We start from the raw sequence: 14,849 nt of genomic DNA on the forward strand, positions 1-14,849 counted from the left end.
TCCATGGGCGTCGGGTTTATTCGCAGCACCCGGCGCCGATGGCGCCCTTCATGATCTCTGTCTTGAGCAGAAACGCCCCCTTGGTGACGACACGCTGGCCGGGCTTCAACCCCCAGGCCACTTCGAGGACGTCGCCGCGGTCGGTGGGCTTCGCCATGACACGCTGAGGTCGGTAGACGCCGCCCTCCTCTTGGGGGAGGAAGACGAGATCGACGCCGTCCTTGCGCTGTACGGCCGCCTTGGGGACGATCACCGCCTTGTGCTCGTCGCCGACCTGGATCTCGGCCTGGCCGAACTGGTTGGCGCGGAGCCTTCCTTCCGGGTTGGCAAGCTCGGCCCGGATGCGCGTCGTCCGCGTCTGCTGGCTGACCTCGGTGCCGACCCAGTTGACGGTGCCGGAGAAGGCGGGCGAGTCGTTGCCCGAGACGACGAAGGTCACCTTCTGGCCGGGCTTCACCGAGGTGATGTCGGACTCGTAGATGTCGATCCAGAGCCACATCTTCGAGGTGTCGGTGACGGCGAAGAGTTGCGTCGTCGCCTGGACCGGCTCGCCCTTGACGGCGTGCCGCACGACGACCACGCCGTCGAGTGGCGCGACGACGTTCAGGAAGGATTTCGTGTCGTTGTCCTTGATGATGCGGGCGAGCTGGGCCTCGTCGAAGCCGAAATTCCTGAGCTTCTGCTCGGCGTCGAGCGAGGATGCCTTGGCTTGGTTGAGCGCGGTGAGGGCTTCGAGTTCGGATTTCGCGGCGACGGACCCAGACTGCGCGAGCGATTTGGTCCGCTCGTAAGTCACCTGGGCTAAGCCCACCGCGGCCTGTGCGGTGATGTACTGCGCCTTGGCGCCGCTGACCTCGGCCGAGTCGACGATGGCGAGCACTTCGCCAAGCTTGACAGCCTTGCCGAGATCGGCCCGGACCTCGCGCAGGAACCCCGTGACGCGGGGCGTGATGTCGGCGTATCGGTTGGCATCGTAGGCGGTTTCGGCATTCGCCGCGAGCTTGTGGGAGTGGGTTTCCTCGGTCACCGCCGCCGTCTGGATGCCGACCTGTCCGGCGAGCTTGGCGGAGGCGAGTTTCACGGTCGGCAGTGGCTGGCGGCAGACCTTCACTCCGCCCGGGACGGCCCCGTGAGTCTTGGGGTCCTTGATGCATTCGGCACAGAGCGCCTCGGGCTTGCCGTGCGTGGCGCACCACCCGTCATCCGGCAGCGCGGCCGACGCGGAGGTCACCTTCCCGCACTTGAAGCAGAACTCCTTGGGCAGACCGTGCCCTTTGGGACACATCTCGATGTTGTATTTCTTCGCCACCTCGGGGTGGCACTGCGTGCAGATGTCCTCGGCGATGTTGCCGTGCTCCGTGCAGATCTGGAGCGTCTTGTTGAGTTCCTCGTGGCAGAGCGTGCAGAATTTCTCCGGGACGCCGTGCTCCTTGCAGTAGAGCCCCGAGTCCTCGGGGGCCATCTCGGCGGCCCCCCCGGGCTGTGCGAACGGGAGACGAGCACGGACCCCGGCGGGCAACCAGTTGGGCCGGGACACGGCCACGGCCGCGCCGATGATGAGCGCCGCCGCCACGACGGCCGTACCCATGGCGATGAATCGCTTCATGGCTAAACCCTTCATGTTCGGAAATGGATGCGCAACACCCCACGCCGATGGGTAGACCCCATGCTGGCGTCGGTAGCGAGAAGGTGTTAGATGGCCCGGAATCGGGCGGATGGCCGCAGCTCAGGGCGCGCAGAGGCATCCAGGCGGGCCTAGAAGGAAGGGAGCGCTCAGCAGCGGAAGTTTTGGAGGAGCGCGCGGATGGTCAGGGAATCGCCCCAGCTTGCGAGGCCGGTGGGCGAACCTTCCCACGTGAGATGGTGGAGAGGGTGGGCGAGGTGGATCGGTGGGGCGAAGAGGAAGAGCGGAGCAGGCGTATCAACATCGGGTGCGATCGCCCGCAAGTCGGTCGCCTGGACGGCCCCCCGGCAGACGCAATTATCGCTGCTTTCGGGGCAGTGGGCCGGGGCGTTGTCGTTCCCGGTCTTACCGGAGGCATGCCCATGCTGCACGCTATGACCGACCTCGTCCGCCCCGCAGAGGAAGGGGCAGGCCAGGATGAGGCAGGTCAAAAGTGTGTTGATGAGACTTCGCACCGGGAAAATACCCCGAGAAAACAGATAGACCCCGTCCTCAAATGATAGGGACTAACTCGCCCGGGTCAAGCCCGAACGATTGCGACGGTCCTGCTGCTTGCTTCGAGGAGCGCATTCTGTCATTGCCTTTAATCGGCCGACAGGACTCGATTCTTAAGCTCGACGAAAACCCGGACTCGTACAGGGCACTTTGGGAAACGTGAAGCGAAATTTTGGTAGACCAAAAAAATGTATTGGAAGGAACGCGACTTCTTCGTAGGATCTCCATCGGTTAAGCGGTTCGAGTGCCCATAGAGCGGCGGAAGCCGCGATGGAGATCCCGATGCGTCGTGGCGGAGACCGTTTCCGGACTAGGATGGGCCTTACCCGCGGCTTCACGCTGATCGAGTTGCTGGTGGTGATCGCCATCATCGGCGTGCTGGTCGCGCTACTCCTACCCGCAGTCCAGGCGGCCCGCGAGGCCGCGCGTCGCACGCAGTGCGTCAACAACCTCAAGCAGATCGGCCTGGCGCTGCACAATTACGAGAGCAGCCACGGATGCTTCCCCGCCGGCTACCTGACCGGCGCGGGCGTCGGGTTCCGCGACGCCCAGACGGGCGACTGGGGCCCGGGCTGGGGCTGGCTGACTGCCCTGCTCCCCGGCGTCGAGCAGGGAAACCTCTACAACGCGACGAACATCAACCTGCCCTGCTGGGACGGGGCCAACACCACGGCCGTGAGGACGAGCCTGCAGGTCTATCTCTGCCCCTCGGCCGCGAACCCGGACGCGACGGTCGGCGTCACGGACATCGACCTGAAGCTCTGGCAGAACGCCGTCTTCGGGAGGTCCAACTATGTCCACAACGTCGGCTGGAACGACATCTGGAGCGCCCCGTCGACCGTCGATTATGAGAACGCGGCCTTGGGCGCGAACGGCGTGATGTACCGCAACAGCCGCACCCGGTTTGCGGCGATCACGGACGGCCTGAGCAACACGGTCGCGGCCGGCGAGCGCTCGCCCAACCTCGCCGACGCCGTCTGGCCGGGTGTCGTCCCCGGCGCGAAGCATTACTCCTATGGCCAGTTCGCCAGCTCCGGCACCGGCGGGACTGGCATCAACTACGATAACGCGGGCAGCTATGTCGGGGCGAACAGCGGCCCATCTATCTACGAAGACCCGCAGACCATCCACCCGCCCAACAGCCCGCTCGGCCACACCGACGAGATGTATTCTTTGCACCCGGGCGGCGCCAACGCCCTGTTCTGCGACGGGTCGGTGCGTTTCATCAAGGAGTCGCTCCGACTGTCCATCTGGCCGGCCCTCTCAAGCCGTGGCGCCGGCGAGATCGTCTCCTCGGACTTCTGATAATCGGCCCCCGAATGAGAGGGACAGCGATGCCATCTTTTCGACGAAGAGCAACCATGATCGCCGTTTTCCTGCTGGCCCTCGCCGGCTGCGGAGGCCCGACGGACCGCGAGCGGGAGAACCGCAAGTCGCTGGAGATGCTCCTCACGGCGATCACGCTCCGCAACCCCAAGGAGCTGGAGAAGGACGCCGGGAGGATCGACGAGCGGCACGCGTCCGGGCAGCTCTCGGATTCTCGCCACAGCGATCTGCAGGAGATCATCGGGAAGGCCCGGGCCGGCGACTGGGCCGATGCCGAGGAGCGGGCATACAAGTTCCGTGAGGCCCAGCCGTACTTCAAGTGATCTCGCGTGGCGAAATCGGCGAAGCGAGTCGGGACGGGGTTCAGTTTTCGGGCAAACTTGCGATAATCGGCGAGAAGACCGGCCGGCCCGTCAATCCCCGCGTCCCTCACCATCGAGGACGCCCTCGACTGGCCGATGGAGCAACACATGCACGGGACCATTCGCGGCTCGAAGCTTGCGGCAGCAATCACGATGATCGGGGGATTACTGGCGACCGGTTGCGGCCAGACCGCGCCATCACCGTCCACCCCGGTTAAGAAGGCCGTCTCCACCGACGCGGGGCTCTACTGCAAGGAGCACGGCGTCCCGGAGAAGTTCTGCACGCTCTGCCACGAGGAGCTGAAGGGCAAGCTGGTCGCATGTAAGGAGCACGGCGACCTGCCGGAGGACATCTGAACCCAGTGCCACCCCGAGGTGGCCAAGAAGTACGACATCGAGATGTGCCCCAAGGGGCACGGACTGCCCCGGCACTTCTGCGCGGAGTGCAAAAAGAAGGCGTAGGCTTGGGTGTGGGTATAACCCAATCGCCCGCTACCTGCGCTGCGGCGGCCTCGTGAATGCGGGAGCGGGCGTCCCCATAAGTTCGCACCCCGATGGATATTCCCATCCTTAAATGAAATCTCTCTTCTGATGCATGCGGGCGGCCTGGGAGCCCGCTTTCCGAGCTGCGAGGGCATATCCCGAACTCCGGCCGAATCGCAAAACGCAGAAGCTTCGGGATCGCAAACCTGTGCGACCGGCATAAATAATAGACTCTATTTAATTGAAAATTAACGAATCTTGGCCATTATTTGTTCTATAATTATTATGCCGTTGCGATATTAATTGTTTGTGTTATTTCTTTGGCGAATGAATAAACTATTCATATTAATTGCTCTGATACTGTCGATCACGATCAACCCGGCGGCGCACGCGGCCGGGTACGGTTGCGGTGATCGGTCGGGTGCCCAGTCCCTGCACCAGGTCAAGGACGCATCGGCCGACAAGAAAGACGAGGGTAAGGCTGCCAGCGCGGACCACCATTGCGCCTGCAGCCACGCATCGACCCAGTCAATAGAGCGCATCACGGTCCCTCCCGAATCGCTGGCCGCGTCCAGGAACACACTTCTCGATGACGGAATCCCGGCATCGGTCGTCGTGGGCCCACCGCTCCAACCCCCTTCATTCGCCTAGTCCTTACCGACCGCGGGCCGACGCCCGGATGCGCCCCTGCGGGCGGTCCGACAGCGCATGCCCCGCTCGTTCGAATCCAAGGAGTACGCGATGAAACCCCCACGTCAAAAACTGCTTCCCCTATGCGCGCTGAGCCTCATCTGCTCCGCAGCGATGCCGGCCAGTATCGCCGCAGCCCAAGACCGTCCGACCGCCAGCAAGAAGACCAAGGCAGCGAAGGAGGTGGCCGGTGAACGCCTCTCGCTCGATTCCGCGGTAGCCAAGGCGCTCGCGCAATCGCCCCGCCTGCAGGCGTTCCGCAGCGCCATCTCCTCCGCAGCCGGCGAGCGGCGTCAGGCCGGCGCCCGCCAGAACCCCGAGGTGAGCTTCAGCAAGCAGAACTTCGCGGCGGGCTCGGCATACAAGGTCCTAAGCCCTGGCCAGAATGTATACGGTGTCTCGCAACTGGTGGAGATCGGAGGCAAGATTGCGGCACGCGAGGAGGTCGCGGATAAAGGCCTGGAGATCGCCACTCTCGATCATCAGGCGGCGGCCCTGGACCTGATCCGAGACGTCACCGTCGCCTACGCTGACGCGGTGGCGTCCGAAGAGTTCGTCCGTCTGGCCGCCGAGCAGAAATCCCTGGCGCAGGAGGTGCTCGCATCCGTTAGCACCCGCGTGGACGCCGCCGCCGCGCCGCAGATCCAGAAGAGCCGTGCCGACGTCGAGCGTCACGCCGCCTCGGTCGCGTTCGACAACGCGAAGCGCAACCGCGAGATTGCATATAAATATCTAGCAACATTAATCGGAGACGAAGTCGGCGGGTTCACCCTCGATAGCAAGGCATTGTTCTCCATCGACAAGCCGGAGAGCCCGGCTGCCGAGGACGCCCTGAAAGCCGGGCCCGATTTGCGCAGGCAAGCCTCGCTGCAGGGCCAGGCGAAGGCCCGGCTTGACCTGGAGAAGGCGAATGCCATCCCCAATCCCCGCATCGACGCGGGCCTGACCCGGATCCCGAGCGCGAACGGCCAGGCCCTACTGGTCGGCGTGGCCCTCCCCATACCGGTCCTGAACGCGAATCGCGGCAACATCCAGCGGGCTCGCAGCGATGTTCTCAGAGCCGAGCAGGAGAGCCGGCAGGCTGAGCTTCTCCTGAGCTCCGACCTGACACGGGCGCAGCAGCAGCTGGAAAACGCCTACCTCCAGGCCACCACGCTGAAGAACAATATCCTGCCCTCCGCCCAGAAGGCCTTCTCCCTCGCCAGGGAGGGATACGGTCTCGGCCGCTTCCCCTATCTCGAGGTGCTGGACGCGCAGCGGAGCCTGTTCGAGGTCAAGCGGCAGCACGTCGCCGCCTCGAGGGACTATCACGTCGCGCGGGCCGCCGTGGAGCGGCTGACGGCGGCGAATCTACCCAAACTTCAGAATCCGGGAGAACCTCATGTTGACTAGCCGAAAGCCGCTCCTCCTCCTCTCCGCGCTGGCGCTTGCCGGCGGAGTCTACGCTTACTCCGGCGTCGTCGAGGGCCGTTCGGCCGACGAGCGTGAGCACGGCAAGGTCGCAGCCGGTGACAATAAGCCCCAGGCCGCACCAGCTGGCGGTGTTGCCGCAGAAGGAGGGGAGGGGCATACGGAGTCGACTCGGATCAGCGAAAATGCGGCCAAGAACCTGGATCTGGAAACCCTCCAAGTCGGCCCCGCCACCGTGCGTGAAACCCTCTCCGTCAGCGGCCGAGTCACGCTCAACCAGAACACCACGACCCAGGTGAAGGCACGCTTCCCGGGCATCGTGAAGAGCGTGACGAAGGAGCCGGGCGAATTCGTCGAGGCGGGCGTCACGCTCGCCACGGTCGAGAGCAACGACAGCCTGCAGGTCTACCCCGTGACCGCGCCCGTCTCGGGAACCATCATCTCGCGCAACGCCAACGCGGGCGAGCTGGCCGGGGCCGAGCCGCTCTTCGTGCTGGCCGACCTGAACCTGCTCTGGGCCGAACTCTTCGTCTTCTCGAAGGACGGGGAACGCCTTAAAGCAGGCCAGAAGGTCCGCATCCTCTGCCTCGACGACCCATTGGCGGCCGAAACCAGCATCTCGCTCGTCCTGCCGACGACGGAGGCATCCAGCCAGACCGTCGTGGCGCGCGCCGTGATCCAGAACCCGAACAACCATTGGCGCTCGGGTATGAACATCCGCGCCAACGTCGTACTCGAAGAGCGCCGGGTGCCCCTGGCGGTGAAGACCGAGGCGATCCAGCGCATGGAGGGCAAGAACGTCGTCTTCGTGCTCGACCAGGACGGCACATACCGCGCGCAGCCTGTCGACCTCGGCGGCAGCGACGACGCCTGGACGGAGATCGCGGGCGGCCTGGCGGCCGGGCAGCGATACGTCGCGAAGAACAGCTTCGTGGTCAAGGCCGACATCGGCAAGGCCGGCGCCGAGGACGAGGATTGAGACGGGGCATGACCACGCACAAGACATCCGGGCCCGCGACTGAAGCGGGTAATTCGACGAGGGAGATCCTGCTCAAAGCCCGAATTCGCCACACTCGCATCTTCTGCCTGCTGCTAGTCCCCCTCGTGGCAGTCACTTCGCCCCGCTGGCAAGTGCACACCCTGCCCTATGAGATAATGACATTCTGGGGCCATCTGTTCGTGGCGGGCGGCGTACTAATCCGCATCTATTCATCGCTCTTCATCGGCGGCCGGAAAAACGAAATGCTGATCACGGAAGGGCCATTCTCCGTCGTGCGGAATCCGCTCTACCTCGGTTCGTTCCTCGCCATGTCCGGCCTCGTATTGCTGACCGGCAGCATCACCTTCACCGGCGTCCTGCTGGCGGCCTTTCTCCTCTACTACAGGATTACGGTGATGCGCGAGGAAATCTTCCTCCATCGTAAGTTCGGCGCCCGCTATCGAAAATACGTGGAGCGCGTCCCGCGCTGGCTGCCGGAGCGAAATCTTTGGATGTTACCCGCCCAGAGTCGGTGGAATGGACAGAGAGAGATGAACGTCCGGCCTTATTTCGTGCTCCGGGCCGCCCTGGATGGCTCCGTCTTCTTCCTGATCATCCCGCTCCTCGAAGGCCTCTGCGCCTTGCGCGAACACGGCGTGGTGCCGACGCTTTTGAACCTGCCATAACACGGACGTACACCGATGCTCGATCGTATCCTCACCTTCTCCCTCAGGAACCGCTATTTGGTCGCGTTGCTGACCGCCGCCACCGCCGCGTTCGGGATCTACTCGCTGAAGGATCTTCCCATCGACGCGGTGCCAGACATCACGAATGTTCAGGTCCAGATCAATTCGGTCGCTCCGGCGTTCTCGCCCATGGAGGTGGAGAAGCAGGTGACCTTCCCCGTCGAGACCGCCCTCGCCGGCATCCCGGGCCTCGAAAACACCCGCTCGCTCTCCCGCAATGGATTCAGCCAGGTCACCGCCGTCTTCCGCGACGGCGTGGACATCTACTTCGCCCGCCAGCAGGTGAACGAACGACTGTCGCAGGCGCGCGAATATCTCCCCCAGGGCGTCGAGCCCAAGATGGGCGCGATCTCCACCGGCCTGGGCGAGATCTACATGTGGACCGTAGAATACCAGCATCCGAAGGGCAAAGACGCCCCGACCAAGGACGGTGAGCCGGGCTGGCAGCCCGAGGGCGGCTACCTCACGCCCGATGGCCAGCTGCTCAACTCCGAAGTCGAGCAGGCCTCCTACCTGAGGACCGCGCAGGACTGGATCATTCGCCCGCAGCTCAAAGGGGTGCCCGGCGTGGCCGGGGTCGACGCCATCGGCGGCTACGTGAAACAATATCACGTGCAGCCGGACCCGCAAAAGCTGGTGGCCATGGGCCTGGGCTTCGGGGACGTCGCCGACGTCCTCGAGCGCAACAACACCAGCATCGGCGCGCGATACATCGAGAAAAACGGCGAGGCCTATGTCGTCCGCGCCGACGGCCGAGTCCAGGATACGGCCCAGATCGGCAACGTCGTCATCGCCAACCGCGGCGGCCGCGTCGTCCGCCTCAAGGACATCGCGACGATCGGGATCGGCAAGGAGCTCCGCACCGGCTCTGCCTCCGAGAACGGCGAGGAAGTCGTCGTAGGCACCGCGCTCATGCTGATCGGCGAGAATAGCCGGACCGTCTCGGAGGCGGTGGACAAGAAGATCGCGGAGATTAACAAATCGCTGCCGCCGGACGTGCGGGCGAAGACCGTGCTCAATCGCACCAAGCTGGTGGACCGCACGATTGCCACGGTTGAGAAGAACCTGACCGAGGGCGCCATCCTGGTCATCGCGATCCTCTTCGCACTGCTGGGCAACGTCCGCGCCGCCCTAATCACGGCGATGGTGATCCCCCTCGCCATGCTCATGACCGGCATGGGCATGATCCGCGGCGGCATCAGCGGCAACCTCATGAGCCTGGGCGCCCTCGACTTCGGCCTGATCGTCGACGGCGCGGTGATCATCACCGAGAACTGCTTGAGGCGTCTGGCCGAGCGGCAGCACCACGAGGGCAGGATGCTGACCCTGGCGGAACGCCTGCACGAGGTCCTGCTGGCCAGCCGCGAGATGATCGAGCCCTCCGTGTTCGGGCAGGCGATCATCATCATGGTCTACATCCCGCTTCTCACCTTCACCGGCGTCGAGGGGAAGATGTTCGAGCCGATGGCGCTGACGGTGATCCTGGCGCTCGTCGCCGCGTTCCTCCTGTCGATGACGTTCGTGCCCGCCATGATCGCGATCTTCGTCAAGGACAGGGTCGAGGAGAAGGATGGCCGCATCGTGCGAATGGCCAAGTCCTGGTACGCGCCCGCGCTTGTGTCGTCCCTGCGCTCGCCCTTGAAATTGGTGGGCGCGGTGGCCGGCGTATTCTTGATGTCACTGGTCATGTTCTCGACCCTCGGCCAGGAATTCATCCCCACCCTCGACGAGAAGGACATCGCCATGAGCGCGGTGCGGATCCCCTCCACGTCGCTTTCCGAATCCCAGGAGCTGCAGTTCGCGGTGGAGAAGGCCGTCAGCGGGACTCCCGAAGTGGCGTTCGTGTTCTCGAAGACCGGTACGGCCGAAATGGCCTCCGACCCCATGCCTCCCAATGCCTCCGACACGTTCATCATCCTGAAGGACAAGAAGGACTGGCCTGACGCGGATTCGACCAAGGCCGAGATCATCAAGAAGATCTCCGATGCCGTCGCGGACGTGCCCGGGAACAATTACGAATTCACGCAGCCCATCCAGATGCGATTCAACGAGCTGATCTCCGGGATTCGCTCCGACGTGGCGGTGAAGGTCTACGGCGATGAATTCCCCCTGATGGAGCAGACGGCCGCCAAGCTCTCGCAAGCCCTCAAGGGCATTAAGGGCGCCGCCGACGTGAAGGTCGAGCAGACTTCCGGCCTCCCGATGTTGGAGGCCAAGCTCGACCGCACGGCGATCGCTCGCTACGGCCTGAACGTCAGCGACGTACTCGACGTACTGTCCCTCGCCGTCGGCGGCCGCGAGGCGGGGTTGGTGTTCGAGGGCGATCGCCGTTTCGCCATTGTGGTTCGCCTGCCCGACGCTTCCCGGCGTGACTTGAAGATGCTTGAGAACCTGCCGATCCAACTCCCCGTGGACGACCCCGATGCCGCCACCCGGGCTGCCGGCCAGCGGCATGACCGCCCGACCTACATCCCCCTCAAGCAGGTGGCGAGATTCGAGATCAGCGACGGGCCCAACCAGATCAGCCGCGAGAACGGGAAGCGCCGCGTGGTCGTGCAAGCGAACGTGCGCGGGCGCGACATCGGCTCCTTCGTGGCCGATGCACAGGCGACGATCGATTCCCAGGTGAAGCTCCCATCCGGCTACTGGCTGGAGTGGGGCGGGCAGTTCAAGAACCTGCAGGAGGCCAAGGCGAGGCTGTCGGTCGTGGTCCCCGCCTGCTTCTTCATGATCTTCCTCTTGCTGTTCACCGCGCTCGGTTCGGTCGGGCAGGCCCTGCTGGTGTTCTCGGGCGTCCCGCTGGCGCTCACCGGCGGCATCCTCGCGCTCTGGATGCGCGGCCTGCCATTCTCCATCTCGGCGGCCGTGGGCTTCATCGCCCTCTCGGGCGTGGCCGTTCTCAACGGGCTGGTGATGATCAACCGCATCAACCAACTCATCCGCGAGGGCGAGGATCCGGACGAGGCGGTCATAGAAGGCGCACTTTCCCGCCTTCGGCCCGTACTGATGACGGCGCTCGTGGCAAGCCTCGGATTCGTACCGATGGCCATCGCCACCGGCGCGGGCGCGGAAGTCCAGAAGCCCCTGGCGACCGTGGTTATCGGGGGGCTGGTCACGGCCACCATCCTGACGCTGCTGGTGTTGCCCGCCCTTTACAAACGCCTCAACCTAGCTCGTCACGTCCTCGACAAGCCGGGAGAGTCACCCCCTTTGATGGAGAATCACTGATGAGACGACCTGCCCGCATGCTGACGATCATCCTCTTTACCGGTGCCTGCACTTCCGCCCCGCCGCAGACGCTCGATCAGAGGTTGGAAACGGTCGATGCCTCCGAGAGAAAGGAAATCCTTCGCGTGGCCTGCCTGAACGAGGCGGAATGGCCGCAGCGGTCCTCGATCCCGGCTGGGGCCTCAATCCGGCTGCGTGCCCATAATAGCCACTACCTCGACCCGCGGGTACAAGACATGAAAGACCTCTGCGGGAGAATGGATGCTCTGGCGGACGCGGGCCCCGACGCCACTGCGGAGAAAGTTCGGCTCCAGCGTGAGTGCGCGTCTATGATCCTCACGAAAAAGCAGGACGGTGGAGAGCAATTCGCCCAGCACGCGGCCCGGGCGCAGCACATCTGCGAAGAAATGCTGGGGAAATAGCTCGCGACCGGAAGGTGACTTCCGATTCCGCCAGGCCCGCCACTCAGCCGACCCGCTTTGTACAATTCTCCCTCTGGCCGCACGCGTGGCACTGCGCAGGGCGTGGCCGAGGATCGGTGGGGACGTGTAGCTTCCTCCTCGCGTCCCGGATCTGTCCGGCCAATTCCAGCACCCAAGCCCTGAGCTTATCGTCGTTGGCGATCTTCTTCCGCTCGCCGCTCCCGAGGATCACATAGCCGTAAGGGGGCCGGACGCCGTATCGCTCCTCGATGATCAGGAAATAGACCCCCATCTGAGCGATGTGGCCCGGCCAAAGTCGTTTCGCCGATTTCCATTCCTCGGGGATTACCGTGCCGCCGGTACGCACGATCCGGTCGGGACGGCCCTTGAGACCAAGGTAAGGGGAATAGAGCGTCACGTCGTCGAGCGCCAGGGTCTGCCCCGAGGAGAGGCCCCGGACCCGCCGCATCCTGCGGGCAGAAAGCACCAGGACCACGCCTGCGAGGAGCACCCCCGCGGCAAACCATAAGGTCGGGTCCGACTGGTAGTGGGTCATCGGTCCAAGATCCAGCGGACGAATAGGAGGATTAGGGCGGCGGTGACGATTTTCCCCCCGATGCTCAAGAGCTTGCTCGCCCTGCGCTCGGCGGACGCCTTTCGTTCGTGATGGAGCGTCCCCGCCCTCAACGACGCCTGATTTCCCGGTTCGAGGCCAAGCCCGTATTCCAGCCGCCACTGCTCAGGGCAGTAAACGAACGTCGCGATTTCGTGAGCCGTCACCACGTCGGCTGGTCCTCCGCCCGCTTCTAACTTGCTCGCCATCTATCCTGTCTCTAGGTAAAGGGTTAAGTCGTTATCTTAAAACAGAAAATCCTGAAAAAGTCGAGTGAAAGGTGAGGGGACGCGGAGATTGTCCCAGCTAATCTCCGCATGACCTGCGGAGAAACCGTTTGCCCGTGCGGCGAAAACGGGGTATTATCTCCGCACGAGATGCGGAGAATGAGCGTGTACATCCATCACCAAAAAGACTGGCCACAATTCCGTTGGGACCAGGAAAAGGTCTCGGTCCCTCTCGCGGCGGTGCGTCATCGCCAGGGGCGGCTCATCGGACGCATGGAAGCATTGGGCTTCCGGCTGCGTGAGGAGGCCGTCCTCGACACCCTAACCCAGGATGTCCTGAAGTCGAGCGAGATCGAAGGGGAAATCCTCGACCGGGACCAGGTCCGATCCTCCATCGCCCGCCGAATGGGCATGGACGTCGGCGCCCTCACGCCCGCCGACCGCGACGTGGAAGGGGTAGTCGAGATGATGCTGGACGCCACGCAACACCACGACATGCCCCTGACCGAAGATCGCCTCTTCGGCTGGCATGCCGCCTTATTCCCGACCGGCCGTAGCGGCATGCACCGGATCAAGGTCGGCGAATGGCGGGACGACAGCTCAGGCCCGATGCAAGTCGTGTCGGGGGCGATCAGCAAGGAGAAAGTCCATTTCGAGGCCCCGGCGGCCGCCAACATCGGCCGCGAGATGGCCGCATTCCTCGACTGGTTCAACTCCACGACGGGCGCCGACCCGGTCCTGAAGGCCGCCTTGGCCCATCTGTGGTTCGTGACCATCCACCCGTTCGACGACGGCAACGGACGCATCGCCCGCGCGATCGCCGACATGTCGCTGGCGCGCTCGGAAGGCAGTCCCAGCCGTTTCTACAGCATGTCGGCCCAGATCCGCGCCGAACGGAGCGACTACTACCGCATCCTGGAAGGCACCCAGAAGGGAACGCTCGACGTCACCGCCTGGATGGATTGGTTCCTAGCATGCCTCGACCGGGCGTTCGGGGGGGCGGAGGCGACCCTGGCCCGGGTATTGAAGAAGGCCCGTTTCTGGGAGGGACACGCAGGGGAGTCGTTCAACGACCGGCAACGCAAGATCCTCAACCGCTTGCAGGATGGGTTCGAAGGCCATCTCACCTCGTCCAAATGGGCGAAGCTCGCGAAATGCTCCCAGGACACCGCCCACCGCGACATCATGGAGCTGGTCAAACGCGGCGTCTTGGAGAAGGAGCCGGCGGGGGGAAGGAGCACGCATTACGTGCTCGTCGAATCGGCAGGTTAGGTCGCTCCCGGATCACATTTCATTCATGCCGCCTTGCATGATTTCATGCAAGGCGGCATGAAATCTTTCCAGATGGAAAACGGTGTTTCCGAAGATTTCCTTGATGGGGCACCGGGGTTTCCGCCGATGTAGAATCGGATACGCCCTGACGCAACCCGGAGGAGGGTGGCCAAATACTTGTAGAGCAAACCTTCGTTTACGTTTATAAATTGTAATCATGAATGACATTGTGACCATCGTCTGCTTGGCCAATTCCCGAAAGCCGCCTTCCGGGCGTTGCATCGCCGGCAAGGAAAGTGCGGGAGGCGGATTTGGGAGATGGGTCCGGCCGGTCAGCGTGCGCCCCTCGCATGAAATCTCCGAAGAGGAGAGGCGTTTCCAGGACGGCACGATGCCTCAACTGCTGGACGTGATCACGGTCCCCCTCATCGCGCCCAGGCCGATGGGACATCAGACCGAAAACGTGCTGATCGACGCCGATTATTATTGGGAGAAGGTGGGCACGGCGACATGGGCCGATCTCGGCCGGATGCTCGATCAGCCGACCACGCTCTGGACTAACGGGAATTCGACCTTCCACGGCCATAACGACAAGGTGGGTGCGACGGCCGTAGCCCAGGTGAGAGGCTCCCTGCTGCTCATCCGGCCGCAAAACCTGCGTATCCGAGTCAGCGCGGAGAGCCAGTTCTCGGGCCCTGCGCGGCGCCGGGTTCGCGCGATGTTCCACCACGATGGCGAATACTACAGCCTCATCATCACGGATCCGATCGTCGAGCAGACGCTGCTCGCAAGGCCAGATGCCGAATACCCGGTCGCGGAAGCCTTCCTGGCCATCAGCCTGAGCGAGCCGTACAGCGACGGCGACTGCTTCAAGCTCGTGGCGGCGCTGTTCGCAAGGCAACCATTGTAAAG

General features: G+C 63.8%; 14 protein-coding genes. 10 read left to right on the forward strand and 4 right to left on the reverse strand.

The features are described from left to right. Positions 1–16: 16 nt before the first annotated feature. Together ACYOEI_RS05645 and ACYOEI_RS05650 are read right to left on the reverse strand one after the other, a co-directional pair. Positions 17–1,606 carry an efflux RND transporter periplasmic adaptor subunit gene (locus ACYOEI_RS05645; RefSeq protein ID WP_462848362.1) on the reverse strand — a complete coding sequence of 530 codons (1,590 nt, stop codon included), beginning with the start codon at positions 1,604–1,606 and terminating at the stop codon, positions 17–19. A gap of 167 nt (positions 1,607–1,773) precedes the next feature. Then, on the reverse strand, positions 1,774–2,139 hold the full coding sequence (locus tag ACYOEI_RS05650) for a hypothetical protein (protein WP_462848363.1): 366 nt from the start codon (positions 2,137–2,139) through the stop codon (positions 1,774–1,776). A 355-nt stretch (positions 2,140–2,494) separates the two neighbouring features. Here ACYOEI_RS05650 and ACYOEI_RS05655 point away from each other — a divergent pair, with 355 nt between their 5' ends. The 8 genes from ACYOEI_RS05655 to ACYOEI_RS05690 all read left to right on the forward strand — a co-directional run bounded on the left by ACYOEI_RS05655 (position 2,495) and on the right by ACYOEI_RS05690 (position 11,825). Beyond that, on the forward strand, positions 2,495–3,484 hold the full coding sequence (locus ACYOEI_RS05655) for a DUF1559 family PulG-like putative transporter (protein WP_462848364.1): 990 nt from the start codon (positions 2,495–2,497) through the stop codon (positions 3,482–3,484). A gap of 56 nt (positions 3,485–3,540) precedes the next feature. Then, positions 3,541–3,828, forward strand: a complete 288-nt coding sequence (locus tag ACYOEI_RS05660) for a hypothetical protein (RefSeq protein ID WP_462848366.1) — start codon at positions 3,541–3,543, stop codon at positions 3,826–3,828. Positions 3,829–3,975: 147 nt separating this feature from the next. Further along, positions 3,976–4,224, forward strand: a complete 249-nt coding sequence (locus ACYOEI_RS05665) for a hypothetical protein (RefSeq protein ID WP_462848368.1) — start codon at positions 3,976–3,978, stop codon at positions 4,222–4,224. Positions 4,225–5,091: 867 nt separating this feature from the next. Beyond that, positions 5,092–6,432 (forward strand): TolC family protein, encoded by a 1,341-nt coding sequence (locus ACYOEI_RS05670; RefSeq protein WP_462848369.1) that lies wholly within the window; start codon positions 5,092–5,094, stop codon positions 6,430–6,432. Beyond that, positions 6,422–7,429 (forward strand): efflux RND transporter periplasmic adaptor subunit, encoded by a 1,008-nt coding sequence (locus ACYOEI_RS05675; protein WP_462848371.1) that lies wholly within the window; start codon positions 6,422–6,424, stop codon positions 7,427–7,429. Before ACYOEI_RS05670 ends, ACYOEI_RS05675 begins: the two co-directional genes overlap by 11 nt. 8 nt (positions 7,430–7,437) lie before the next feature. Continuing rightward, the gene (locus tag ACYOEI_RS05680; protein WP_462848372.1) at positions 7,438–8,115 is read left to right on the forward strand and encodes a methyltransferase family protein; all 678 of its coding nucleotides are present in this window, start codon (positions 7,438–7,440) and stop codon (positions 8,113–8,115) included. A gap of 15 nt (positions 8,116–8,130) precedes the next feature. After that, positions 8,131–11,403 (forward strand): efflux RND transporter permease subunit, encoded by a 3,273-nt coding sequence (locus ACYOEI_RS05685; RefSeq protein WP_462848373.1) that lies wholly within the window; start codon positions 8,131–8,133, stop codon positions 11,401–11,403. Beyond that, positions 11,403–11,825 carry a hypothetical protein gene (locus ACYOEI_RS05690; protein ID WP_462848374.1) on the forward strand — a complete coding sequence of 141 codons (423 nt, stop codon included), beginning with the start codon at positions 11,403–11,405 and terminating at the stop codon, positions 11,823–11,825. Before ACYOEI_RS05685 ends, ACYOEI_RS05690 begins: the two co-directional genes overlap by 1 nt. A gap of 43 nt (positions 11,826–11,868) precedes the next feature. Here ACYOEI_RS05690 and ACYOEI_RS05695 read toward each other — a convergent pair whose 3' ends face one another. Together ACYOEI_RS05695 and ACYOEI_RS05700 are read right to left on the reverse strand one after the other, a co-directional pair. Further along, positions 11,869–12,381, reverse strand: a complete 513-nt coding sequence (locus ACYOEI_RS05695) for a CRISPR-associated protein Cas4 (protein ID WP_462848375.1) — start codon at positions 12,379–12,381, stop codon at positions 11,869–11,871. Then, on the reverse strand, positions 12,378–12,608 hold the full coding sequence (locus ACYOEI_RS05700; RefSeq protein ID WP_462848376.1) for a hypothetical protein: 231 nt from the start codon (positions 12,606–12,608) through the stop codon (positions 12,378–12,380). Before ACYOEI_RS05700 ends, ACYOEI_RS05695 begins: the two co-directional genes overlap by 4 nt. A gap of 216 nt (positions 12,609–12,824) precedes the next feature. On the opposite strand from ACYOEI_RS05700, the gene ACYOEI_RS05705 reads away from it, so the two are divergent. Both ACYOEI_RS05705 and ACYOEI_RS05710 read left to right on the forward strand, forming a co-directional pair. Further along, a complete protein-coding gene (locus tag ACYOEI_RS05705; protein ID WP_462848377.1) occupies positions 12,825–13,937 on the forward strand; it encodes a Fic family protein in 1,113 nt (370 codons plus the stop codon). Positions 13,938–14,154: 217 nt separating this feature from the next. Then, the gene (locus ACYOEI_RS05710; protein ID WP_462848378.1) at positions 14,155–14,847 is read left to right on the forward strand and encodes a dual OB domain-containing protein; all 693 of its coding nucleotides are present in this window, start codon (positions 14,155–14,157) and stop codon (positions 14,845–14,847) included. Positions 14,848–14,849: the final 2 nt, after the last annotated feature.

Source organism: Singulisphaera rosea (genome assembly GCF_054877945.1).